A 24,215-nucleotide genomic window follows, 5' to 3' on the forward strand; every position below is an offset into this window, starting at 1 on the left:
CGACTCCCTTTCATGGGGTGCCGGCGTGCCCTAGCAAGCATCGCCAGAGCACTCTGCGGGACGGTAAAGGGCACCGTCAACAAAAAAGAATAATAAATAATGAATTCATTTTAATTGCACGAAGATAGAGCAATTTTTCGCGCAAATGCTCGAATATCGGGCGTAAAAACGCCCAGCAAGAGAGGGATTTATGCAGAAGGTGAGCGACTATTCTTGATCGCTGACGAGCGCCGAGTCCTGCAACTCGTCGATGGAATGACGCACCGTGCGCGCGGTGTTCATCACGTGCTGACGCATGATCTTGCCGAGCCGACTGCCATCACGGGCAGCGAGGGCCTGAAGGATCTTCTCGTGGTCGCTCACCGCCTCTTTCCAATCCCGCGGGGCCTGGCGCACGGTGTGACGGATGTTGCGAATGCGCAGTTCCAGGTTGCGGTACAGCGCCAGCAACGACGCATTGTCGGCCGCCTCGAAAATGGCGAAGTGAATGGCTCGATTGAGCCGCGAATACTCCAACGAGCGTGACGCCCGATAGGCTTCGATCATGTCCTCGTGCATCTGGCGGATAGCGTCGATCTGCGCGTCGCTGATCTTCTCGCAGGCCAGCTCGCCAGCCAGCGCCTCGATGCTGGCGATGATCGGGAACAGCTCCTGCAACTCCTCATCGGTGATGGTGACCACGCGGGCCCCACGCTGCGGCAACAGTTCGATCATGCCTTCGGCCGCTAGCGCCTTGAGCGCTTCACGCAGCGGGGTGCGCGAGATATCGAAGCGTTCACACAGGGCTTTCTCGGGGATTTTCTGACCCGGCTCCAGCTCGCCGCTGACGATCAGCTCACGCAGATGGTCGACGATTTCACTGTGCAACGTTCGGCGCCGGATGGGTCTTGCTTCGGAAACGCTCAATCTTGTCTCTCGCTCATGCCTTACCAAGGCCTGCCGGCAGATCGCCCGCCAGACCGCTGGGTGAGACTTAGCCACTGGCGCACACACTTGTCCAGCAGCACATGAGGCTGCCTTCAGGAATGTTGGGGTGCAGCGACGCCAGCGGCTATGATGCGCCAGCTCCACACGCCTCCGGAAAACGCCTGCCATGCCGTCACTCGTCACCCCATTCGCCGACCTCGACCTGATTCGCCAGCCCGAACAGCAGAACGAACCTCTGCAGGCCTTCGATGCTGCCGACGAATACCTGTTGAGTCATGTGCACGAGCAGGGCATCGACGCCACGAGCCGGGTGCTGGTGCTCAACGATGGCTTCGGCGCCCTCGCCTGCTCGCTGGCCACACACTGCCAGGTGACCAGCAGCGGCGACTCGCACCTCGGCCATCTGGCATTGCAGAAGAACCTGGCGCGCAATGGTGTGGCGGTGGAGGCGGTCCGCTTTGTGACGTCCAGCGAAACGCCGCAGGGGCCGTTCGACTGGGTACTGATCCGCGTGCCGAAGACCCTGGCGCTGCTCGAGGAACAACTGATCCGTCTGCACGACCAGTTGGCGCCGAATGCCCGTGTGGTGGCTGGGGCAATGATCAAACACCTGCCGCGCGCTGCCGGTGATCTGCTGGAGCAATACATCGGCCCGGTGCAAGCCTCGCTGGCGGTGAAGAAAGCCCGGCTGCTCGTGGCCACGCCTGAAACCAAGGCGGCGCCGCACTCGCCCTACCCCACTCGCTACCACCTGGATAAACCGGCGCTGGAGTTGATCAACCACGCCAATGTGTTCTGCCGCGACGGCCTGGATATCGGTACACGCGCCTTTCTTTCGCATCTGCCACGCCACCTCGGCCGCGTCCGCGTCGCCGATCTGGGTTGTGGTAACGGCGTGCTCGGCATCGCCTATGCTCTGGGCAGCCCACAAGCGGAGCTGACGCTGGTGGACGAGTCGTACATGGCCGTGCAATCAGCGCAGGAAAACTGGCGGGCGGCACTCGGTGAGCGGCCAGTGACCATACGCGCTGGCGATGGCCTTGCCGAGCAGCCGGCTGACTCGCTGGATCTGGTGCTGTGCAATCCGCCCTTCCACCAGCAGCAGGTGGTCGGTGACTTCCTCGCTTGGCGCATGTTCCAGCAAGCCCGCGCCGCGCTGGTCACTGGCGGTGAACTGTGGATAGTCGGCAACCGCCACCTGGGCTACCACGCCAAGCTGGCGCGGCTGTTCCGCGGTGTCGAACAGGTGGCGGCCAATCCAAAGTTCGTGGTGCTCAAGGCGAGAAAATAGGCCCACTACTACAAGGTCAAGGTAAACCGCGACAACAACGCGCCGGGCAACGCCATCGAGCCCGTCTGCCTGGCCCCGTAGGTCCCGCCCGGCAGCAGCAGCTCCGGCTCGCGGGTCAGGGCTTCCAGCTGCAGGCCGAGGAAGTCGAACAGCGAATCGTCAAAACGCATGGTGTCGACCGGCGCCTGGATCTGCCCATCCTCGACCCAGAAGGTGGCGAAGCGGGTCATGCCAGTCAGGCGTGCCGCGGGCAGGTCGGAGAAATTGCCGTACCACAGGTTACCGATATACAGCCCGGTGCCGAGCCGTTGCAGCACGTCCTGCTCGTCCAGCTCACCGCCATGCATCCGTAAGGACAGCGGGTATTCGCCGCTGCACGCGCCATTGGCGATCAGGCCATATTCCGCGGCACTGCGCGAGCTGACCAGGCGCTCGCCGGGTCGCCCCTGGCTGATCAGGCGCAACGGCCGACGCGGCCCTTCTGCGGTAAAGGCCGGCGCCAGGCCGCCTTCGATGCGCTCGTCCATGGTCACCAACGGGCTGAGCGCGGATTTACCGTTGAACAGCCGCTGCAACGGGCTGCCACCCGACGCCAGCGCCTGGGCGCCGAAGCCCCAGCAGCACAGGCTGACCAGATCTTCCAGCGCAGCCGGTGCCAGGTAGGCGCGATAAGCCCCCGGCTCCAGCGCCTTCGCCGGCCGGCCGAGAAACTCCAGCTGTTGCCGCGCGCGGTCCAGCTTGCGGGCGAACGCCTGGGCGTCCCACTGCTCACCGGCATAGGCGCTTTTCACCGCCTGGCCATTGCCGTGAAACAGGCTGAATTCGAAGTTGAAACTGCTCGCGGCGTACCAGCCGAATGCGCCCCAGGAACTGGCGAAGCCCTGGTACTGGGGGCCCACGGCCAGAAAGCCAACCAGATCCAGACCAGCAGCCGCAGCGACGATCTGCTGCGCCATGACCGCACTGTCGAGCGAACCTGCTTCACTCGCCACCTCACTGCGCCAAGCCTCACGGTTCAAGCGCAGATAAGGGTCATCACTCAAGGTTGGCAGCACGCCTCGCAGGCGCTGCACTATCTGCTGCAGACGCGGCAGATCCTCGTCGAGCACACCGCTGAGTGCCAGTTTGCTCTCGGCATGTCGCTGCCCCTGGTACAGCGACAGAGTGACGTAGACCTGCTGCACATCGCCGGCCTGGCGCACCTGACCCTGATTGAACCGGATGAAGCTGGACACCTCGGCGCCATAGGCCAGGGTGAAACCCTCCTCGCCCACGACTTGCGCCTGCAGATGTTCGAGCAACGCGCTGAAATGCTGACGTGCATTCATCAGGCCGCCCCTCCGAAAACGTCGATATCGGCGAATACGCAGGCTGGCGTAGCGTGCCCCACGCGAATCACCTGATTGGGTTCACCCTTGCCGCAATAGGGTGTGCCCATCACCTCGAAGGTGCTGGTGTCCCCCACCGCACGCAGGTTGCGCCAGAACCGCGAGCTGATGCCTCGGTAGTTAGGGTTCTTCACTGTGCCCTTGAGCTCGCCGTTTTCGATCAACTGGCCCCACTCGCAGCCGAACTGGAATTTGTTGCGCGCGTCGTCGATCGACCAGGAGCGGTTGTTGCTCATCAGAATCCCGCGTTCGATACCGCCAATCAGTTCGGCCAGTGGCTGATCGCCCGGTTCCAGATTGAGATTGGCCATACGGTCGATGGACGGCCGGTTCCAGCTGCAGGCGCGGCTGTTAGCCACGCCTGGCAAGCCGCTGCGCCATTGCGACAGCGCACCGCCTAGCGGACGCTGAAGGATGCCGTCTCGGATCAGTAGCTGCCGTTCGGCCGGCGTGCCGTCATCGTCATGGCGGTAGCTGGACAACTCTCCAGGCACGTCCGGATCGAAGCTGACATTGAGCAGCGGCGAGCCATATTGGTAATGCCCGAAATCGCTCTGACGGATAAAGCTGGTGCCGGCGAAATTGCGCTCGTCACCGAGAATGCGGTCCAGCTCCAACGGATGGCCGATGGACTCGTGAATCTGCAGGATCATCTGATCCGGCATCAACAGCAGGTCACGCGAACCGTTCGGGGTGTTGGGCGCCAGCAGCAGTTGCAATGCTTCGTCGGCGATGCGCGCGGCGCTGCCGATCACACCCAACTGCTGCAACACCTCGGCGCCGCCCTGGCGCGCCAGATGCGTGCCGCCGAAGCTGCGGCTCTGGCTATCGTGTTCGTCGCTGGCGGTAACGCCCACCTGCGGGAACACATAGCGCTGGGCACGCCGCAGGCAGGCGCCCGCGCTGTTGAGAAATATCTGCTCATGGCAGGTGAAGGTCAGGCCGACATGGCTATCCACCAGACGCGCATCGCGGGGTATCAATGCCGACTCTGCCATCAACAGCTCGAACCAGTGGGCAGCCCCCGCCAGCGGTTGTTCGTAGCCCGGCATCACATCGTCGCTGTGCTCGGTGGGGTACGACAGGCTGGCGAGATCCAACAGGTTATGCCCGACCAGGGCACGGGCCATCTGCTCGGCGTGTTCCAGTGCAGCCTGCAAGCCAGCCTGACTGAGATCGCTGGTGGCCGCATAGGCTTCGACACCGGCGATACGCACTGTGAGCATGGCACCACCATCGTCGACGAAGGAAGGCGCCTGCGCCACACGCCGCCGCACCCAGTAGGACTCCCTGCTCTCGCGCACATGGCGCAGCGACCAGTAGTCGGCAGTGGATTTCAGCGCGGCGAAGCGGCGTTTGAGGGTATCGCTGAGGGCGAACATCGAGCCTCCTTGGCGTGTGAACAAAGGAGGCCAGTATGGGAACAAGCACGCGCCGGGATCAACCGCGTGCTCAGCCCGGCGTCCCCAACCCCGCCGCGCTCATGAACTGGCGCAGCAGCCAGGCCACGATACCCAGCGCGGTGACGCTGCAGGCCCAGATCAGCACCAGCCAACCCAGACGCTGCCACAGCGGTTTTTTATCCTGCTCGACCTTGGTCATTTCACGCCCCTCAGTGGTAGCCATCATCCACCGTCACCTTGCCGCGAAAAACGTAATAGCTCCAGGCGGTGTACATGAGAATGAAGGGGATGATGAACAACGCGCCCACCAGCATGAAGCCCTGGCTCTGCGGTGGTGCGGAGGCCTCCCAGATACTGATCGATGGCGGAATCACGTTCGGCCACAGGCTGATGCCCAGGCCGCTGTAGCCGAGGAAGATCAGCGCCAGGGTGAGCAGAAATGGCGAGTAGTTGCGGTTGTTGGCCACCGAGCGCAGCAGTGCGTATGTGCACAGCAGCACCAATACTGGCACCGGCATGAACCAGAACAGGTTCGGCAGGCTGAACCAACGCTCGGCGATCGCCGGGTGCTCGAACGGTGTCCACAGACTGACGATGCCGGTCACCGCCAGCACCACGAACACCAGTGGCCGCGCCATGTCATGCATCTGCTGTTGCAGGCGACCTTCGGTTTTCATGATCAGCCAGGTGCAGCCAAGCAGCGCATAGGCAACGATCAGGGCCAGGCCGCAGAACACCGAGAAGGGTGTCAGCCAGTCGAAGGCACCGCCGGCGAAACTGCGATTGACCACCTCGAAACCGTCGATATAGGCGCCCAGTGCCACGCCCTGGAAGAAGGTGGCAGTCAGCGAGCCGCCGATGAAGGCCTTATCCCACAGATGGCGCTTGGCGGCCTTGGCCTTGAAGCGAAACTCGAAGGCCACACCACGGAAGATCAGCCCCAGCAACATCAGGATCAGCGGCAGATAAAGCGCGTCGAGTACCACCGCATAGGCCAGCGGGAAGGCGCCGAACAGGCCGGCACCGCCGAGTACCAGCCAGGTCTCGTTGCCGTCCCAGACCGGCGCGACAGTGTTCATCATCACGTCGCGCTCGCCGTCGTCACGGACGAAGGGAAAGAGGATGCCGATACCCAGATCGAAGCCATCCATCACCACGTACATCATTACGCCAAAGGCGATGATCACCGCCCAGATCAGCGGAAGGTCGATACCCATGTTCAGCTCCTCTCCGGCAAGGTGTCGGTTTCACCATCTTCCAGGCCTTCTTCAGCCGCCGACAGCGGACGCGCTGGCGTACGCGGCTGGCCTGGCCCGCCTTCGGACGTTTCCTTGCCCTCGTCGATCTTCGGCCCCTTGCGCACCAGGCGCAGCATGTAGCCGATCCCCGCACCGAACAGCACGAAATAAACCACCACGAACAGCGCCAGGGTAAAGCCCAACTGCGCCGCGCTATGCCCTGACGAAGCATCGGCGGTACGCATCAGCCCATGGATGATCCACGGCTGACGACCGATCTCGGTGGTGTACCAGCCGGCGAGGATGGCGATGATCCCGCTCGGCCCCATCCACACCGCCAGGTGCAGGAACGGCCTGCAGGTGTACAGCCGCTCGCCGCGGCGCAGCCAGGTGCCCCACAGGCCGGTGAGGATCATCATCAGGCCCATGGCGACCATGATGCGGAAGGTCCAGAACACGATAGTGGAATTGGCGCGGTCTTCCGGCGGGAAGTCCTTCAGGGCCGGCACCTGTTTATCCAGGCTGTGGGTCAGGATCAGGCTACCGAGCGCGGGGATTTCCACCTTGAAACGGGTTTCCTCACGCTCCATATCCGGCCAGCCGAAGAGGATGAGCGGGGTCGGCTCGTCACCGACATTTTCCCAGTGTCCTTCAATGGCGGCGATCTTCGCCGGCTGGTACTTGAGGGTGTTGAGGCCATGCAGGTCACCGATGAAAGCCTGTATCGGCGCCACCAGCAGAGCCATCCACAGCGCCATCGACAGCATCTTGCGGATAGCCGGGTTGTCACGCCCGCGCAGCAGGTGCCAGGCCGCCGAAGCGCCGACGAAGAAGGCGGTGGCAAGGAACGCGGCGGTCGCCATATGCGCAAGGCGATAAGGGAACGACGGGTTGAACACCACGGCGAACCAGTCCACCGGAATCACCCGGCCATCGATGATCTCGTAACCCTGCGGCGTGTGCATCCAGCTGTTGGAGGCGAGAATCCAGAAGGTCGAGATCAGCGTGCCGATGGCCACCATCACCGTGGAGAAGAAGTGCAGGCCAGGCCCGACGCGGTTCCAGCCGAACAGCATGACGCCGAGGAACCCCGCTTCGAGGAAAAACGCGGTGAGCACCTCGTAGGTCAGCAGCGGCCCGGTGACCGCCCCGGCAAAGTCGGAGAAGGCACTCCAGTTGGTGCCGAACTGATAGGCCATGACCAGGCCGGAGACCACGCCCATGCCGAAGTTGACCGCGAAGATCTTCGACCAGAAATGATAGAGATCACGGTACAGGGTATTGCTGGTCTTCAACCAAAGACCTTCGAGCACCGCCAGGTAGCTGGCCAAACCAATGGTGATGGCCGGAAAGACGATGTGGAAGGAAATGGTGAAGGCAAACTGGATTCGGGCGAGATCAAGCGCCTCTAGGCCGAACATGTCACATCCTCATTCAGGGTTATTTCGGCCCCAGCACGCAAGCCGATCCATAGACTCCAGGTCTTGGAGTCAAACGAACTGAAATTGTTCTTATGGAAATGGTATGCAGCCGAGAAGCTGCTGAGTAACGCGCGAAAAGGCGTATTGATCTGGATCAATGCGCACTAAAAGACTAGCCGCTAAAGGCATAACCGGCGCTGTGGTGATTTGCCGCGCGACAGGCCACCGCAGCAACCACTCATTGCAGGCGGTCATCGCGGCTAAAGCCCCTCCCACAGCCGCTCGGCGCGCAAAAAAAGAGCGGCCACGCGCTACACGGGCCGCTCGAATCACGGAGTTGCTTACATCGAGTGATCGCGATGACTTGCGACCACCCGTATTGGATTACCGCTCGAGGATTGCGGTCACACCCTGACCACCTGCCGCGCAGATGGAAATCAGACCGCGCCCCTCACCGGCCACCGACAGCAGCTTGGCCAGGTTGACGACGATGCGTCCGCCAGTGGCCGCGAACGGGTGGCCGGCAGCCAGCGAACTGCCCTTGACGTTCATCTTGCTGCGGTCGATGGTCCCCAGTGCGGCGTCCAAACCCAGGCGCTCCTTGCAGTACTCGGCGTCCTCCCAGGCCTTGAGCGTGCACAGCACCTGAGCGGCGAAGGCCTCGTGGATCTCGTAGTAGTCGAAGTCCTGCAGGGTCAGGCCGTTGCGCGCCAGCAGGCGTGGCACCGCATAGACCGGTGCCATCAGCAGGCCCTCCTTGCCCTGGACGAAATCCACCGCCGCCGCCTCGCCGTCGCGCAGGTAGGCCAGCACCGGCAGGCCACGAGCCTTGGCCCATTCCTCGCTGGCCAGCAGCACCAGCGAGGCGCCATCGGTCAGCGGCGTGGAATTGGCCGGGGTCAGCGTGCCGCGCGGTCCGCGTTCGAAGCAGGGTTTGAGGGTCGCGAGTTTCTCCGCACTGATGTCCGGGCGCAGATTCTGGTCGCGGGTCAGACCGAGAAACGGCGTCATCAGGTCATCGTGCCAACCCTCGGCGTAGGCCGCCGCGAGCTTCTGGTGACTGGCCAGTGCCAGCTGATCCTGCTCGTCACGCGGGATGGCCCAGCGCTGCGCCATCAGCTCGCAATGCTCGCCCATCGACAAGCCGGTGCGCGGCTCGCCATTGCGTGGAATGTGCGGCGCCAGGTGGCGCGGGCGAATCTTCAGCAGACTCTTGATCTTGTCGCCGGTGCCCTTGCTGCGATTGGCTTCCAGCAGAATCTGCCGTAGCCCCTCGTTGACGCCGATGGGCGCGTCGGAGGTGGTATCGACGCCACCAGCGATGCCGCAGTCGATCTGCCCAAGAGCGATCTTGTTGGCCACCAGAATCGCCGCCTCCAGGCCGGTGCCGCAGGCCTGCTGCAGGTCGTAGGCCGGCGTCTCCGGCGCCAGGCGCGAGCCCAGCACGCATTCACGGGTCAGGTTGAAGTCCCGCGAGTGCTTGAGCACAGCCCCGGCCACCACCTCACCGAGGCGCTCGCCATGCAGATTGAAGCGCTCCACCAGCCCTTCAAGGGCGCTGGTCAGCATTTCCTGATTGCTCGCCCTGGCGTAGACGGTGTTGGAACGCGCGAACGGGATACGGTTGCCGCCTACGATGGCGACCCGGCGCAACTGGGTCATGTGGACTCCTTGCTGGTCGAGAAATCGAAGAAACCTGTGGCGAACTATTGCCCGTCAGCCGGTTCCCAGAAATATGAGACGTATAATCTGTTCACGATCTCGCGAGCTAGAGCCCTACAAGGCAAAAACAGGCGAGGACGCGCAGTTTACGAGCTGTAAATGAGCAGTCCGAGGCTGTTTTTAACGCAGTAGGGCCGACGCGCAGCAGATCGTGAGCAGGTTCTGACACTTTAGCCCTATGGTCGTACAGGCTAAACCTTGAATAGCCGCGAACATTGGCCGCCTCGCCGGCGCGTGAGGCAACAGAGTCAATTGCGCTTTGCCGACTGCCGCGTACAGTGACACGACTTTCGATTCTCCCGCAGGAGCCCTTCATGTCTGATCGTTACCTCGCCTTCGCCAACTCCTCCACCGGCCGCCGCCTGGTTGGCGCCCTCGGTCTACCGGCGCCGGTGCGCCTGGAACGCTGGATGGCCGGCCGCGTACGACCGATCGATGGTGCCCTGCTGTTCGGCGGTGAAGGCGACCTGGTCAAGGCCATCCAGCCTTTCGCCAGCAAGTTCACGGATCAGTTGTTCACCGCGCGCGACGGCCAGCTCGACCTGCCCCGCTGGACCGCCGAGCACGGCCCCAAGCTCAAGGCGTTGGTCTTCGACGCCAGCCACCTGACCCGTTTCGAGCAGTTGATCGAGCTACGCGACTTCTTCCAGCCCGCCTTGAAGGGGCTGGCCAACAGCCCTCGTGTAGTAGTGCTGGGGCGTGCGCCCGAGTCGCTCAAAGACCCAATCGCCGCCAGCGTGCAGCGCTCACTGGAGGGCTTTACCCGCTCTCTGGGCAAGGAAATTCGTCGCGGCGGGAGCGTGCAGTTGCTGTATGTCGGCAAAGGTGGCGAGCAGCAACTGGAAGGCGCGTTGCGCTTCTTCCTCTCGCCGAAGAGCGCTTACGTTTCCGGCCAGGTGCTGCGGCTCGGCGCCTGCAGTGAACAGGTCAGGGACTGGACACGCCCGCTGGCCGGCAAGAAAGCGCTGGTCACCGGGGCCTCGCGCGGCATCGGCGCCTCCATCGCCGAAGTGCTCGCCCGTGACGGCGCCGAGGTGGTGCTGCTCGATGTGCCCCAGGCAGCCGATGCGCTGCAGGCGCTGGCGGCGCGCCTGGGTGGACGCGCCGTGACCCTGGATATCTGCGCCGAAGATGCGCCGCAGCGCCTGGTAGAAGCCCTGCCCGACGGCCTCGACATCGTCGTGCACAACGCCGGCATCACCCGCGACAAGACCCTGGCGAAGATGAGCGACGCCTTCTGGAACTCGGTGATCGACGTCAACCTCAAGGCGCCGCAAGTACTGACCCAAGCGCTGCTGGACGCCGACAAGCTGCACGACAACGGCCGCGTGGTGCTGATCGCCTCGATCAGCGGCATCGCCGGCAATATGGGTCAAACCAACTACGCGGTGAGCAAGGCCGGCGTGATCGGCCTGGCTCAGGCCTGGGCGCCGACCCTGGCGAAGAAAGGCATCAGCATCAACGCGGTGGCCCCTGGCTTCATCGAAACCCAGATGACCGCCGCCATTCCGCTGGGTATCCGCGAAGCCGGGCGACGGATGAACTCGATGAGTCAGGGTGGCCTGCCGCAGGACGTCGCCGAGGCCGTGGCCTGGTTCGCCCAGCCGGGTTCCGGCGCAGTGACTGCGCAGGTGCTGCGCGTGTGCGGGCAAAGTTTGTTGGGGGCTTGAGACCGTTGCGAGGGTGGGCTGAAGCGGATCGCCGCCCAGCCCACCCTACTGCCAGAGCGATTCGTGTAGGGTGCGCCGCGCGCACCGAGGTCAACCATTCATCCAGCGGATGCGTGGTGCGCACGGCGCACCCTACGACTTCAGGCTTTGCCGCGCTTGCGAAATTCCACTGGCGTTTCCCCGACCCAGCGCTTGAACGCGCGGTAAAAGGTGCTCGGCTCGGAGAAGCCGGTGCGTTCGACGATCACTTCGATACGCTCGTCGGTCTTGAGCAACAGCTCCTTGGCCAGGCGGCAGCGGTAATCGGTGATCAGGTCGTTGAAGCGTACCCCGGCCATGGCCAGACGCTCACGCAGGCGTCGCGCTGGCATGTTCAGGCGACCGGCCACCTGCTCCAGCGTCGCTCCGCCATCGACCAGCAGCTCAGCGATCAGCTCTCGCACCTGGCGCACCAGGTCCAGCCTCTCCACTTCCGCCAACTGCCGCCGCGCCAGCGACTCGTGCATGCGCAGCAATTCCGGGGCTGCGTGGCGCGAGGCCTTGTCCAGCACTGCAGCATCGAACAGCAGTGCACAGTCCACGGCGCCCAGACGTACCGGGCAACCATAGACCGCCTGGTAGCGCTCAGCGGGCGCGCCCTCAGCATGCATGAAGCGCACTTCACGTGGGCGGAAATCATTTTCGGTCAGTGCCGCGAACAGGCGGATCACCGCCCCTGCCAGCATCTCCGGAAAGTGCCGCGGCGTATCGGCCTCCAGTCCCAGGGTCAGCACGGCCACGTCGCCTTCCACGTCCAGGCGCGCGCTGAGGGTGTCGGAGAGCAGGCGCACATAGCGCAGCGCGTGGCGCAGGCCAACGCCAAAGGTTTCGCTGGAGAGAAACAGGTATTCCAACAGCAGGCCATGGAAGGCGGGCAGGTGCTGCGCCAGGTACAGGCCGACATGCTCCTCGCCACACTCTTCGCTGGCGGCCTTCCAGAATGGCGCCTGGGCGGCGTGAGGAAAGCGGCCAGCCGGCAGCCCACCAGGAGGCAGGCCAACGCGCACCAGCACGCGGTCAGGATCGGTTCCGCTGGCACGCAGGGCATCGATTACCGGGCGCATCAGCGCCACATCGTCGGTCAGATCACGCATGATTCCTGCTGTTCTTCTTATTAGTGAGCATTTTTCGTGAGCGGCGCCATCTTAGGGTCAGCGAGCCACCGCGCGCAAACCGCGTCGCAGGTCGGATTGACTGGCCTACACACAAGCTGGGCAGAACAGCCAATGCCAGTGTAGGTCTGAGGGTTAAGCTGCTGTCATTCATTCGCCAAGGAGTTCGCCAATGGCCATCGACTGGCTCGACCTCGATACACCTCCGGCTCTGCCCGGCCTGTTCCTACGCGCGGCCCTGCGTCGCAAGGTGACCGGCCGCCAGCTACCCAATATCGGCCTGCGCTGCCGCGTGGACGTGGACCCGAAGCACCTGGCTCGCTATCGCCAGGTCTGCGCCATCGCAGACAGTCCCTACCTGCCACCGGTCTATCCGCATGTGCTGGCTTTCGGTCTGCAGATGCAATTGCTCACCGACCGCCGCTTTCCGTTCCCGCTGCTGGGCCTGGTACATCTGGAGAACCGTATCCGCGTATTGCGCCCAATGGGCGGGCTCGGACCGTTCCAGATCAGCGTGCAGGTGACCGACCTGCAGCCGCATGACAAAGGCGCCACGTTCAGCCTGATCACCCGCCTGGAAGATCAGCTCGGCCTGCTCTGGGAAGGTGACAGCCGCATTCTCTGCCGCGCCCTGCGTCTCGACGGCCAGGCGCCGCTACGCGCCGAACAGCCGTCGCTGGAGCTGACGCCACTGGCCGACTGGGCCGCCCCTGCCGATACAGGCCGGCGTTACGCGCGTGTGGCCGGCGACTACAACCCGATCCACCTCTACGCCGTAACGGCACGTCTGTTCGGCTTCCCGCGCGCCATCGCTCATGGTCTGTGGAACAAGGCGCGCAGCCTCGCGGCCTTGCACGCCCACCTGCCGCAGGCCGGCTACGTGGTGGACGTACGCTTCCAGAAGCCCGTGCTGCTGCCCACCCAGGTTGCCCTGCAAGCCAGCGAGCCTGACGCCAGCGGCCAGTTCCGCCTGATCGGCGAAGGTGACACCCCGCATATGGCTGGGAGCTGGCAGCCGCTGGAAAACTGATATCCACATCCTGTAAGAGCGCAGGACATCTTGCAGCACGCTCCGTTCGAGCCGAAGCTATGCGGCTCGAACGGAGCCACACCATGAACCTCGTTGAACTCACCGCCCGCATGCACGCCATTCGCGATCACAACGATTGGCGCCGTTACCAGAGCCCTAAGAACCTGGCCATGGCCGCCAGCGTGGAAATGGCCGAGCTGGTGGAGATCTTCCAGTGGCTGAGCGAAGAGCAGTCGCGCCAGCTGCCTGTCGACCAGCTCGCCCACGCCGGGCAGGAAGTAGCCGACGTAGTGCTGTATCTCGTGCAGCTGTGCAGTGAACTGGGCATCGACATGAATCAGGCGGTGCTCGACAAGCTCGCCGATAACGAACGGCGCTTCCTCAAATGAGCGACCGCCACTTCGACGAACTCGCCACCCGTTTCGCCGAGAAGATCTATGGCGGCGCCAAGGGCGCCATACGCCTCGCAGTGCTGCAGGCTGATCTCGCTGAAGCGCTGCCGGATCGCCCGCTGCGCGTGCTGGACGTCGGCGCCGGCCTGGGCCACATGAGCCTGTGGCTGGCCCAACGTGGCCATCAGATCACCCTGGCCGAGCCAGCCGAACCCATGCTCGAAGGTGCTCGCCAGCGCTTCGCCGAGGCAGGCCAGAATGCCACTTTCCTCCAGGCACCCTGGCAGGATCTGCTCGGCCAGTTGCAGGAGCCCTTCGATCTGGTGCTGTGCCACGCCGTGCTGGAGTGGCTGGCCGAGCCGGCGGCCATCCTGCCGGTACTGCACCAGCTGACGGCCAAGAACGGTTGGCTGTCGCTGGCCTTCTACAACAAGGACGCGCTGATCTACCGCAACCTGCTCAAGGGGCATTTCCGCAAACTGCGCAAGGAACACTTCGCCGGCGAGAAGCAGAGCCTGACGCCACAGCAGCCGGTCGACCCGCGCGAGCTCAGCACGCAACTCGCCGCCGACTGGCAGGTCGAAAGCCGTAGCGGCGTACGCGTGTTCCACGATTACATGCCGCAGCAATTCCAGGCCAAGGCCGAACTGATCGACCTGCTGGAAATGGAGCTGGCGCACCGCCGCCATCCCAGCTTCGAGGGGCTCGGCCGCTACCTGCACTGGATCTGCCGACCACGCTGAGTGCGTTGGACGAAGCTGGCAGGCCGGCGTAGCCTGAAACCATCGGGGATGCCGCACGCGACCACGGAGACGACCATGCGCACCGCCATAGCCCTATTCATCTTGCCGCTGCTGGCCGCCTGCCAGAGCAAGAACCCTTACCAGGCCGAGTCGCTACCCATGCCACCGGCGCCGCCTGAAGCGGCCACCACCTTCGACCGTAGCGCCTACCCTGCCGCGCCGCGTGACTATGGCCGCTACCGCAGCTGGAGCTGGCTGGATGGCCGCGCGCCTGGCGGCGATCAGTTGGCCGACAGCGTCAGCGCCGGCCTCGACCAGTATGGCCTGCGCCCGGCGCTCAATGGCCCTGGCGACGTGCTGGTCAGCGCCAGCATCAACCAGGAAACCCGCCTGCGCCAATACCAGGACAACGTCGGCGGCTACTACGGCACCGGCAGCCACTGGGACCGTCGCTACGGCGCCTATGGTAGCGTCCCCATCGTGCGCACCTACGAGCAAAAAGTGGCCGTGGTGCGCATTGAACTGATCGACCCACGCGACCGCCAGGTGGTCTGGTCCGGCAGCGGCGAAGCGGTGGCCGGCAAGGACCAGGCGGCGCAGGCCGACGCCATGCGTGCGGCCATCCGCAGCGCGCTGAACGGCTACCCACCCTATTGATCGACAGCCCTGGAGAGCACCATGCGTAACCTGTCCTACCTGATCGCGGCGCTGCTCCTGAGCGGCTGCGCCAGCGTCAGCCTGGAGCGCGACTTCGACCCCAGCCGTGACTTCGGCGCCTATCGCAGCTGGAGCTGGATGGACGACAAGCTCGCCTACCAACCCGATGACGCACGCCTGAAGAGCGACATCACCGAAGCGCGAATCAGCCAGGCTGTCGCCGAGCAACTCGAGCAACGCGGCCTGCGCCAGGCGGCCGATGGCAAGGGCGACCTGAAAGTGCAGAGCGTGCTGATCGTCGACGAGCGCCAGGATCAGATCACCACCCAGTACGGTGGTGGCTGGGGCGGCTATTGGGGAGGTTACTGGGGCGGCCCGGCCTTCACCGAAACGCGCCGTGTGGACTACAAGATCGCGACGCTGCAGATCGACCTGTACGACGGCAAAGACGGCAAACTGGTCTGGCGCGGCAGCGGTGAGCAGGTGATGCGCAGCCAGCCACCGACACCGGAAGAGCGCGAGCGGGCGATCCGCGAAACCGTCACCCAGGTGCTCTCTCAGTATCCACCGCGCTGAACAAGGACCGCCCCGTTTGAACGCAAACCTGCAACACCGCCCGGCCACGGCCACCGACCTCGGTGACGTGGTCGGCTTCCCGCAGAACGTCGATGAACTGTTCTTCTGCTACCCCAAGGCTATCTGGCCACTCAACGTCGGCCAGCTCGCTGCCGCCATCGCCGAGCGGCGTGAAAGCACCGTGGTGGAACTGGCTGGAAAAGTCGCCGGCTTCGCCAATTTCTACCAATGGCAGCACGGCGAGTTCTGCGCCCTCGGCAACCTGATGGTGGCACCCTGGGCACGCAGCCAAGGCGTGGCTCAGCACTTGGTGGAAGTGATGGAAGGGATTGCCCGCGAGCGCTACAAGGCGCCGCTGATGAAAGTGTCCTGTTTCAACGCCAACGCTGGCGGCCTGCTGCTCTACACCCGTCTTGGCTATAAGACCGTCGGTATCGTCGAACGCCGCGCCCCGGATGGCAGCCGTGTCGCCCTGGTGCAGCTGGAAAAACGACTCTAGAGCTCGCCGGCGGTTTGCCCTGCTGGCGACTCGTTAGCGAGCATCGACAGCAACCGGCATGGATTTGAGCCATCCGCGCAGATCAAGAAAAACCGAGCGGGAGTTTCCCAGCGGTAGTAAACGGCCGCGTTCGACATGACGAGCCGTACCAAGCTGATAGCGCAGCGTCTGCTCCTGACTGGCGATACCGGAGAATCTGCTCGTGCGCCAGTCGCTTGCCAACAATGCGGCGCTGTCATCCACGCCAGCATTGGCAGCGGCATGCAAATGGGCCGCGTCCTGCGCCAGCCAAAGGCTCAGGCAATCTTCACATTGCATCGGTTCGGCAAACGACTCGATGCGCCCGGCATAGAGAACTTTGTTGCCTTGGGTCAGCCGAGCTTCAGTCACCAGACGCAACACCTGCATTCTCTCGCTGAAACGCACTCGTGGGACGATTCGCAGGCTGATATCTGCGGCCAGGGACGGCGCATAGCCTTGCTTACTCAACTCTCGGCTGTACGCAAGGTGGTAGTAGTCGGCCCAGTCATGACCGCTCAGAGCCTGATCAACAGGATCGATCTGGCCCTTGGCGGCCCGACGAGCATCCCGCTCGATCGCTGACTGCGACAGGTTGGCCAGTAGCATCGAGCCAATGACCGTGCCTGCGACGGCTGCACCACCACCTGCTCCAGCACCGGAGTTCGCAACACCCTGCATGGTACCGCTGAGATGCCTGGAAGTTTGCTCACCTGCCTCGGAAAGCCGAGAACCATCGATCACTACATCCGCATTCAACCAACCATCTTCCGGGGCTTCGATGACCAGCTGAAAGCCCTGTGCCAGCTGCATTTCCAATGTGTCGCTGCGAGCAGGCGCCAGGTTTGGATGGGACGCACAGCCTGATACTGCAAGCCCCAGTAGACCGGCACCGACCAGCCCGAGTCGCACGATTAGTTACTGGATAGCTGCTGCGCGTCAAAAGGCAGCAGCATCTTTTGCTCGGCTTCGTCCAACGCCTTGTAGAACGCATTGGTCAGATTGGGATACTCAGGCGACTCATCCCACTCGCCTTCCGCTGCACGACTGACAGCCGAGGGCTGGAAGTAGATCAGGCGGTTGTCATCCAGGTCGACAATGGTGGTAACCATCGTCACCACGGACACAGGATCGCTGGTCGGGATCATGCCGTAATAGCTGCGAGTCGTGCCGTTAACCCCCAGCATGAGCAGAACCACTTTATCGATCCCTTCCTGAGCCTTGAGCGGCGTCATGTCGAGGTCGGCGTACCCCAGCTTGCGTTCGGCCTTCTTGAAGTCCTTGAAGTCATAGGGCTTGTCCAGCAGCTTGACGGTGTAGCCCTGATCTTGCAGGCGCTCGGCGACCTTCTGCTGCAAGCCGCGCAGACTGGTGGAGTCCCAGCTTTCGACCTTCTTGGTCAGTCCTGAGGCCATACCCTTGTTGACGGCAATGTCCAGCAGGCCCTGCTGCCCGGTCATCTGAACCGAAGGCGCTGGAATCTCGGTAATGGCGATGCCAATGCGATCCTGCTTCTCAGCCCAGAACGCTTGATCCATGGCAACCGGCGGCTGAGGAGTGGCACAACCGGTCAGTGCAGCCAGTGCAACGAATACAACAGCCAGACCGGCACGAATTCCTTTCATAGTGTTCATCCATGTTTGTGTAAGTGAGCCTGACACGAAGGGCCAGAGACAAGCGCGCAAGAGTAATGCTATTTGGCCACCATGCAAAGCAGGCACATCGCACAGAATCCAAATGGTTTTTACATACGTGCTGCAGTAGCCAATTCTGGATGGCGGTGATCAGAGTCACTGGACATACCAGAGAGTTGTCAGCTGCACCCTGCAACAGAGCGCCGCATAATTGCGCTCTTTAGTAGTCCTCGGAGCTCACCATGAACCACTTCAGCGGCTGGCTGCTGGCCCTGCCCTTCCTTGCCGGCGCGGTGCTGCCTCTGCAGGCCGGGATCAATGGCCAGCTTGCCCGTCACCTCTCCAGTGTCTTCGCCGCCGCACTGATTTCCTTTGCTGTTGGCAGCCTGGCGTTACTGCTGATGACCCTGAGCCAGCGTGAAATGCCTGGCCTCGGTGCGCTCAAGGAATTGACCTGGTGGCACTGGAGCGGCGGCCTGCTCGGTGCTTTCTTCATCGCGACCGCGGCCTTCGCCGGGCCGCGCGTCGGGGCATTGCTGTTCATGGTGCTGGTAATCGCCGGACAACTGGCCATGGCCATCACCCTCGATCATTTCGGCTGGGCCGGTTTCCGCGAAAATCCGATCACCTTCGGCAAGGTGGCAGGTCTGCTGTTGATCGTCGCCGGCATCTGGATGATCCGTCGCGGCTGACGGGTGGCCACGAATACTGGCAAATGGACACTCCAGGGATCACGAAAAGGCGCTATCCTCAGGCATGCCGTTTCTGTGATCACAAAAGCCCCGTGGAGAAGGTTCTGACGTCGCCTGCGACGGCCCGGAGGTGGCCGCCAGCGGTGGCAGGCCGAAAACGATGACCGACGCCGAAGTACCGCGCCAACCCAATACCTTCGCCCTGTGGCGTGAAGTGGATGACACCCGCATCCGCACGCGCCTGGGTGGCTTCTTCTATTTTCTGGCCTGGTTGCTGACCTGGGTCTTCAGCGCAGCACCCGGCAGCCTGATGTTCAGCGGGGTGCTGGGCTGCCTGCTATTCGCCGCACTGCTGGCCGCGCGACTGCTGCACCGCCCTGATGGCCTCGAAAGCCCCGAGCAGTTGCAGCGCTGGCTCGACCGTCACTGGGGCCTGATTCTCCTGACCTCGCTGTGCTGGGGCCAGGCCCATGCGCTGGCGGTATACAGCAACGCCTACAACGACTCGGAAATGATCGCCACCCTGGCCACGGTGGCCTTCGCCACGGCGATGACCTTTAACTTCGCCATGCGCCGCGGCCGCGCACTCCTGGCGCTGGCCCTGCTCTATCTGCCGGGCCTGGCAGTGATGGCGCTGAACTGGCAGCAGAAACACACGATACTGGTCACCCTGATCTTCTACCTCAGCTATCTGGTGCTGGTGTTGGGGCGCAACCATCGTGAGTACCGCGCCACCCTCGAACTGGAACTGAAGCTGCTGGAGCAGCAGCGTCAGCTCGATCTACTCAGTCGCACCGACAGCCTGACCCAGCTCGGCAACCGCTATCAATTCAATAACCTGTTTCCCAGCCTGGTGGCCAATGCAGTGCGCCAGGGCGAGCCGCTGTCGCTGGTACTGATGGACATCGACTTCTTCAAGAAGGTCAACGATGAACACGGCCACGCCGGTGGCGATGCCTGCCTGAGCGCCTTCGCCGAACACATGCGCAAGGTGTTTCGCCGCGATGCCGACGCACTGCTACGCCTGGGTGGCGAGGAGTTCGGCGTGCTGCTGCCAGGCACCACCCTGGCCCAAGCCTGGGATCTGGCCGAGCACTTTCGTCAGGAGCTGGAGGTGGAAGGCCTGCAGTTGGACGATCAGCGTCTGGAGCTGACCACCAGTCTTGGCATCGGTTGCTTCAGCAACAGCCATGACGCCGATGCCGACGCCTTCTTCAAGCGCGTCGACAGTGCGCTCTACCGCGCCAAGCGCGAAGGCCGCAACCGCCTGGTTGCGGCAGATCACTGAGGATTACAGCCGGAACTTGCCCATCTGCCCAGCCAGATCATCGGCCAGGCGGCTCAAGGTCTGGCAATCCTCACGGCAGGCGCGCACCTCACCGGCAGTGGCATGGGCCAGATCGGCGATGCCCTGCACGTTGCGGTTGATTTCCTCGGTCACCGAGCTCTGCTCTTCAGTCGCCGAAGCCACTTGAGTGTTCATGTCGCTGATACGCTCGATCTGCTCGGTAATCGCGCCGAGCGACTGCCCGGTGCGCTGACTGGATTCGACGCCAGTGCCGGTAGCCGACTGCCCCGCGTGCATGGAGCTGACGGCCGTTTCCGCGCCCTGTTTGAGGCGCTGAATCATCTGCTGGATCTCGTCCGTCGACGCCTGGGTACGGCTGGCCAGCGTGCGCACCTCATCGGCGACCACGGCGAAGCCGCGGCCCATCTCCCCGGCGCGCGCGGCCTCGATGGCCGCGTTGAGCGCCAGCAGGTTGGTCTGCTCGGAGATACCGCGAATCACTGCCAGCACCTGGTCGATGGAAGCGACCTGCTCGGCCAGCTCGGTCACCGCTCCGGCCGCACTGCCAATATCGGCAGACATGCGTTCTATGTGGGCGATGGACTGGCCCACCACCTGGCGCGCCGTTTGCGCCTCTTCGCGCGCACTGCGCGAGGACTGAGCGGCGTTGCTGGCGTTACGCGCGATCTCCTGCACGGTCAGGCCCATCTCGTGCACGGCTGTGGCCACCATATCGGTCATTTCCTGCTGTTGGCCGGCGCGCCCTGCGGTGTTTTCCACCACCCGCGCTACCTGAACGACCGCCGTACGTAGCCGCTCACTGGTGGCCAGCACATCGCCGATCAGGTCGCGCTGACTGGCGAGAAAACGGTTGAAGCCTCGCGCCAGGTCGCCTAATTCATCGGCTCGCGATTCATCCAGACGGCGCGTCAGGTCACCACCGCCGCCACCGATTTCCACCAGTGCCTGAGTCACCTGACGGATCGGTCGCACCAGACCGCGAGCCAGCAGCACTACCAGGCCAAGGAACAACAGCGCCACGGCGACGCCAATCAGGCTGGTCATCAGCAGCGCCTGGCGCGCTTCGGCATAGACTTCAGCCTCGGGCACTTCGCTGACCAGCAGCCAGTCGATACTGGCGAATTTCTGCGCCACGGCGAGAAAGGTCTCGCCATCGCGCTCGAAACGTACTGCCCGGCTATCGCCCACAAGCACCTGACGGCTGGCATCGGCGCCGAAGAGCTCGCCGAGCTTGCCAGTGCCGCTCAGCTCCGAACGCGGATGCACCTTGACGTTGCCCTGACTGTCGATGAGAAACACCTGGCCGCGCTCGCCGAAACGGAACTCGCTGATCATCTTCGACATATCCGCCAGGTTGTAGCCTAGCCCGGCCACACCAAGGGTCTTGCCGCCCTGCTTGATGCGTTGGTTGATGAACAGCGTGGGCAGCCGCGTAGTCTTGTCGATGTCGATTTCCAGCACTCGGTCACGGTCGCTGTCGACCAGGCGGTAGAACCACTGGTTCTCCGCCTGGCTGCGGTCGAGGGTGCGCATCAGCCCTTCACCGGTGGTGTAGTTGCCACTGGTCAGGGCGACGATGGAGGTGGTCATCGCGTTCTGCTGGGCACGCACGCCCTCAAGGTAGCGCGCGAACTCATCACGCCGGGCCGCATCCTCACCAGCGGCCAGCCAGTCCTGCACCAGGCTGTTCTCGGCAATCGAGGCGTTGGCGGTAATCGGCGCAGTCAGCACCCGCTCCAGATCGTTACGGATAGCCAGCACCCGCGCTGGCAGCGCTTCTTCGATCAGGTAGCGCTCGGTCAGGCGATTGACCACCGCCGAGTAGATGCCGACGACGATCAGAATGCTGGCCAGCAGGGCTGCGCCCATGCTGAGGATCAATTGCCACTGAATACTGCGTTGCCAGAGGCGCATGGAGGCTTCTCCTGGTGGTGGTGTGGAGTTTGGCCAGGCAATTGGATACAAAAATGTACACAAATTGCAATTAGGTTACCGCCAGAATTCATATCGGCGGATCACGGCCAAGCTTTATTACCTCCAGCCAGGATCATTCGTAGCCATGATCAGGTCCTCAGCCCAGAGCTGCCGGCGCCTACAGAGTGGTAGCCGATTGCCCTCAGGGCCCGACGCTGAATTCCAGACGAGCGGTCTGGCCGCCTTCGTCGAGCACACTTAGTTGATGCCGGCCACTGGCGAACGCGTGGTTGAAGGGAGCATCCTGAGTGCTCTCCCCAATAGGTTGGCCATCGAGGAACCACCAGCGCCGACCGCTGCCGCCCAGGGCCGAAAGATTGAGCCTTAGCGGTTCGTGACTGCCTTGCGGCCGACGCAAGCGATCGCCATTGCGCACACCGACGATGGACAGCGGTGACAACTGACTGCTCTGTGGTGGCGGGCAGCTCGCATCGATATGTGGCAAGCGCGCGGTACGCCGTTCCCGGCGCGGCAACCAGGGCTCCAGCGGTGCAGGCCACAAGGCCAGTTCACGCGCTTCGGCCCCGGCACAACCGGAACCGACGCGCAGCCCTTGGGCATTGACCCAATAGCGCTCGCGCAAACCGCTCCCCAGTGGCTGATCGGCTGCCAGCAGCGTGGGTGGCGTGGTGCCTTCGAGCGTCCAGGCGAAGCGTAGGCGCCGGCAGTTGGGGTCGTCCTTGCTCATCGGCTGCCCCAATGGCCAGCAGATGGCCGCCACGCCCACCTCGGCAGGTTGTGGATCGGGCGGTGTGGCGATACCGCGCTGGCTGTCGCGGTTGACCAGCAGATCGTGAACCTGCAGCAACAGCGGCGCGGCAGAGGCAAGGCCGAACTGGCCGGGCACCGGCGTGCCGTCCGGGCGACCGATCCAGATACCGATCAGGTGACGCGGGCCGACGCCGATGGCCCAGGCATCGCGAAAGCCGTAGCTGGTTCCGGTTTTCCAGGCCAGGGTCGGGCGCTGCGCCAGGTAGGCGCGCGGGTCACGATCAGGGCGCGCCTGACCGCTGAGAATGCGCCTGATGATCCAGGCCGAGCCGGGTGACAGCAGGCGCCGCTCGCGCAGTTCATCACTCGGCTGCAGGCGCGGCTTGGCCGCCATACCACCGCGCGCGAAGGCGCTGTAGCCTGCCACCAGCGACTCCAGGCGCGAACCGCCGCCCCCGAGGATCAGTGCCAGATTCGGCTCAGCCAGCGCAGGCAGGCGAATCGGCACACCGGCACTGCGCAGCTCACCGGCAAAGCGTTTCGGCCCGTAGGCTTCGAGCAGTTGCACGGCGGGTAGGTTGAGCGAGGTGGCCAGCGCCTCGCTAGCCGACACTGGTCCGATGAAGCCGGCAGCGAAGTTGCCGGGCCGGTAGTCGCCATAGTGCCGCGGCACATCCTGCAGCAGCGACTCGGAATGAATCAGGCCGGCATCCAGGGCCATGCCGTAGAGGAAGGGCTTGAGCGTCGAGCCGGGCGAACGCAGGGCTCGGACCATGTCGACATGACCGAAGCGCGAGGTATCAGCGATATCCACCGATCCGAGATAGGCACGCACCGCCATACTCTCGTGCTCGACCACCAGAATCGCCGCCGAGGTGCGCTCTGGCAGGCGCGCGCGCCAGCCCAGCAGCAGGTCTTCCAGGCGCAGCTGCAAGCCGGCATCGAGAGTGGTGCGAATCAGCGGTGGGCTGCCGGCACGGTTCAGCCGCCGCGCCAGCAAGGGCGCGAGGCTTGGCTCACGGCGCGGCGCGAGAAACACCGGTTCCTCCAGCGCTTCGTCTACCTGGGACTGGGGCCACACCTGAAACTCGCCCAGGCGCCGCAGCACCTTGTCCCGCGCGGCTTGGGCGCGCTCGGGATGGCGGTCCGGACGCAAGCGGCTGGGCGCCTGCGGCAGCACCGCGAGCAACGCGGCATCGGCACGGGTCAGTTGGCTCGGCGGCTTGCCCAGGTAACTCCAGCTGGCCGCCGCCACGCCCTCGAGGGTGCCGCCGAAAGGCGCGCGGTTCAGGTACAGGGTGAGGATTTCGTCCTTGGACAGGTGCCATTCCAGCTGCACCGTGCGCCACAGCTGCTTGAGCTTGCCGGGCAGGTCACGTCCATGCGGATCGAGCAGCCGCGCCACCTGCATCGACAGCGTACTGCCGCCGGACACCACGCGCCCGCCGGTGAGGTTCTGCCAGGCCGCGCGCCCCAGCGCCAGCGGATTGACCCCAGGGTGCTGGCGAAACCAGCGGTCCTCGTAGGTCAGCAGCGCTTCCAGGTAATAGGGCGAGACCTCTTCGGGCGTCACCGGGTAGCGCCATACGCCATCACGGTCAGCGAAGCGCCACAACGGCGTGCCGTCCTCGGCCAGCACCACCCGCGCCAGATCATCCTCGGGCAGGGGTAGTGGGAAGAGTTGGTCGGCTAGCCAGAGCAGGGTCAGGGGGAGCAGGAGGATCAGCAGCCAACGCCGCCAGCGTTTGAATGGCATGGTCAGTACAAGC

The 24,215-nt window shown here is 63.8% G+C and carries 22 protein-coding genes and 1 pseudogene; 10 read left to right on the forward strand and 13 right to left on the reverse strand.

Annotation, left to right across the window (positions count from 1 at the left end; genetic code table 11):
- Positions 1–207 precede the first annotated feature (207 nt).
- Complete coding sequence (locus RTH74_RS04655; RefSeq protein WP_256579229.1) at positions 208–867, reverse strand: GntR family transcriptional regulator; 660 nt, start codon at positions 865–867, stop codon at positions 208–210.
- Between the two features lie 226 nt (positions 868–1,093).
- Here RTH74_RS04655 and RTH74_RS04660 point away from each other — a divergent pair, with 226 nt between their 5' ends.
- On the forward strand, positions 1,094–2,218 hold the full coding sequence (locus RTH74_RS04660) for a class I SAM-dependent methyltransferase (RefSeq protein WP_316913891.1): 1,125 nt from the start codon (positions 1,094–1,096) through the stop codon (positions 2,216–2,218).
- Positions 2,219–2,226: 8 nt separating this feature from the next.
- Here the strand turns inward: RTH74_RS04660 and RTH74_RS04665 are convergent, their stop codons facing one another.
- The 6 genes from RTH74_RS04665 to RTH74_RS04690 all read right to left on the reverse strand — a co-directional run bounded on the left by RTH74_RS04665 (position 2,227) and on the right by RTH74_RS04690 (position 9,330).
- A complete protein-coding gene (locus RTH74_RS04665; protein ID WP_316913892.1) occupies positions 2,227–3,546 on the reverse strand; it encodes a metallopeptidase TldD-related protein in 1,320 nt (439 codons plus the stop codon).
- Entirely contained in the window at positions 3,546–4,988 is a 1,443-nt protein-coding gene (locus RTH74_RS04670; RefSeq protein WP_316913893.1) for a TldD/PmbA family protein, read from the reverse strand. The genes RTH74_RS04665 and RTH74_RS04670 overlap by 1 nt, the downstream gene beginning before the upstream one ends.
- A gap of 70 nt (positions 4,989–5,058) precedes the next feature.
- Positions 5,059–5,208 (reverse strand): DUF2474 domain-containing protein, encoded by a 150-nt coding sequence (locus tag RTH74_RS04675; protein WP_099522599.1) that lies wholly within the window; start codon positions 5,206–5,208, stop codon positions 5,059–5,061.
- A 10-nt stretch (positions 5,209–5,218) separates the two neighbouring features.
- The gene (gene cydB, locus RTH74_RS04680) at positions 5,219–6,226 is read right to left on the reverse strand and encodes a cytochrome d ubiquinol oxidase subunit II (protein WP_099522600.1); all 1,008 of its coding nucleotides are present in this window, start codon (positions 6,224–6,226) and stop codon (positions 5,219–5,221) included.
- A 2-nt stretch (positions 6,227–6,228) separates the two neighbouring features.
- Positions 6,229–7,668, reverse strand: a complete 1,440-nt coding sequence (locus tag RTH74_RS04685) for a cytochrome ubiquinol oxidase subunit I (RefSeq protein ID WP_017678789.1) — start codon at positions 7,666–7,668, stop codon at positions 6,229–6,231.
- Between the two features lie 384 nt (positions 7,669–8,052).
- Complete coding sequence (locus tag RTH74_RS04690) at positions 8,053–9,330, reverse strand: acetyl-CoA C-acetyltransferase (protein WP_316913894.1); 1,278 nt, start codon at positions 9,328–9,330, stop codon at positions 8,053–8,055.
- 374 nt (positions 9,331–9,704) lie between these two features.
- Here RTH74_RS04690 and RTH74_RS04695 point away from each other — a divergent pair, with 374 nt between their 5' ends.
- Positions 9,705–11,060: a 3-oxoacyl-ACP reductase gene (locus tag RTH74_RS04695; RefSeq protein WP_316913895.1), complete on the forward strand. Its 1,356-nt coding sequence runs from the start codon at positions 9,705–9,707 to the stop codon at positions 11,058–11,060.
- A 140-nt stretch (positions 11,061–11,200) separates the two neighbouring features.
- On the opposite strand, the gene RTH74_RS04700 is transcribed toward RTH74_RS04695, so the two are convergent.
- Positions 11,201–12,193, reverse strand: a complete 993-nt coding sequence (locus RTH74_RS04700; RefSeq protein WP_316913896.1) for an AraC family transcriptional regulator — start codon at positions 12,191–12,193, stop codon at positions 11,201–11,203.
- A gap of 190 nt (positions 12,194–12,383) precedes the next feature.
- On the opposite strand from RTH74_RS04700, the gene RTH74_RS04705 reads away from it, so the two are divergent.
- The 6 genes from RTH74_RS04705 to RTH74_RS04730 all read left to right on the forward strand — a co-directional run bounded on the left by RTH74_RS04705 (position 12,384) and on the right by RTH74_RS04730 (position 16,108).
- Entirely contained in the window at positions 12,384–13,241 is an 858-nt protein-coding gene (locus tag RTH74_RS04705; RefSeq protein ID WP_316913897.1) for a MaoC/PaaZ C-terminal domain-containing protein, read from the forward strand.
- 83 nt (positions 13,242–13,324) lie between these two features.
- Complete coding sequence (locus RTH74_RS04710; RefSeq protein WP_316913898.1) at positions 13,325–13,630, forward strand: nucleotide pyrophosphohydrolase; 306 nt, start codon at positions 13,325–13,327, stop codon at positions 13,628–13,630.
- A complete protein-coding gene (locus RTH74_RS04715; RefSeq protein ID WP_099522607.1) occupies positions 13,627–14,376 on the forward strand; it encodes a methyltransferase in 750 nt (249 codons plus the stop codon). Before RTH74_RS04710 ends, RTH74_RS04715 begins: the two co-directional genes overlap by 4 nt.
- A 75-nt stretch (positions 14,377–14,451) precedes the next feature.
- Positions 14,452–15,033 (forward strand): DUF4136 domain-containing protein, encoded by a 582-nt coding sequence (locus RTH74_RS04720; protein ID WP_316913899.1) that lies wholly within the window; start codon positions 14,452–14,454, stop codon positions 15,031–15,033.
- Positions 15,034–15,054: 21 nt separating this feature from the next.
- The gene (locus tag RTH74_RS04725) at positions 15,055–15,609 is read left to right on the forward strand and encodes a DUF4136 domain-containing protein (RefSeq protein ID WP_316913900.1); all 555 of its coding nucleotides are present in this window, start codon (positions 15,055–15,057) and stop codon (positions 15,607–15,609) included.
- A 16-nt stretch (positions 15,610–15,625) separates the two neighbouring features.
- Complete coding sequence (locus RTH74_RS04730) at positions 15,626–16,108, forward strand: GNAT family N-acetyltransferase (protein WP_316913901.1); 483 nt, start codon at positions 15,626–15,628, stop codon at positions 16,106–16,108.
- A 33-nt stretch (positions 16,109–16,141) separates the two neighbouring features.
- Here RTH74_RS04730 and RTH74_RS04735 read toward each other — a convergent pair whose 3' ends face one another.
- On the reverse strand, positions 16,142–16,939 hold the full coding sequence (locus RTH74_RS04735; protein ID WP_316913902.1) for a hypothetical protein: 798 nt from the start codon (positions 16,937–16,939) through the stop codon (positions 16,142–16,144).
- Between the two features lie 101 nt (positions 16,940–17,040).
- Entirely contained in the window at positions 17,041–17,751 is a 711-nt protein-coding gene (locus RTH74_RS04740) for a hypothetical protein (RefSeq protein WP_316913903.1), read from the reverse strand.
- 251 nt (positions 17,752–18,002) lie between these two features.
- On the opposite strand from RTH74_RS04740, the gene RTH74_RS04745 reads away from it, so the two are divergent.
- Positions 18,003–18,452: a DMT family transporter gene (locus RTH74_RS04745; RefSeq protein WP_316913904.1), complete on the forward strand. Its 450-nt coding sequence runs from the start codon at positions 18,003–18,005 to the stop codon at positions 18,450–18,452.
- A 160-nt stretch (positions 18,453–18,612) separates the two neighbouring features.
- The gene (locus tag RTH74_RS04750) at positions 18,613–19,740 is read left to right on the forward strand and encodes a sensor domain-containing diguanylate cyclase (protein WP_099522614.1); all 1,128 of its coding nucleotides are present in this window, start codon (positions 18,613–18,615) and stop codon (positions 19,738–19,740) included.
- 3 nt (positions 19,741–19,743) lie between these two features.
- Here RTH74_RS04750 and RTH74_RS24120 read toward each other — a convergent pair whose 3' ends face one another.
- The 3 genes and pseudogenes from RTH74_RS24120 to pbpC form a co-directional block, all read right to left on the reverse strand.
- On the reverse strand, positions 19,744–20,481 hold the full coding sequence (locus RTH74_RS24120; RefSeq protein ID WP_420713135.1) for a methyl-accepting chemotaxis protein: 738 nt from the start codon (positions 20,479–20,481) through the stop codon (positions 19,744–19,746).
- Positions 20,482–20,607: 126 nt separating this feature from the next.
- A pseudogene (locus RTH74_RS24125) lies at positions 20,608–21,675 on the reverse strand (cache domain-containing protein); the annotation flags it as partial.
- A gap of 202 nt (positions 21,676–21,877) precedes the next feature.
- Positions 21,878–24,202, reverse strand: a complete 2,325-nt coding sequence (gene pbpC / locus RTH74_RS04760) for a peptidoglycan glycosyltransferase PbpC (RefSeq protein ID WP_316913905.1) — start codon at positions 24,200–24,202, stop codon at positions 21,878–21,880.
- Between the last annotated feature and the right edge of the window lie 13 nt (positions 24,203–24,215).

The organism is Pseudomonas sp. zfem001 (assembly GCF_032621725.1).
Taxonomy (GTDB): Bacteria; Pseudomonadota; Gammaproteobacteria; order Pseudomonadales; family Pseudomonadaceae; genus Aquipseudomonas; species Aquipseudomonas sediminis.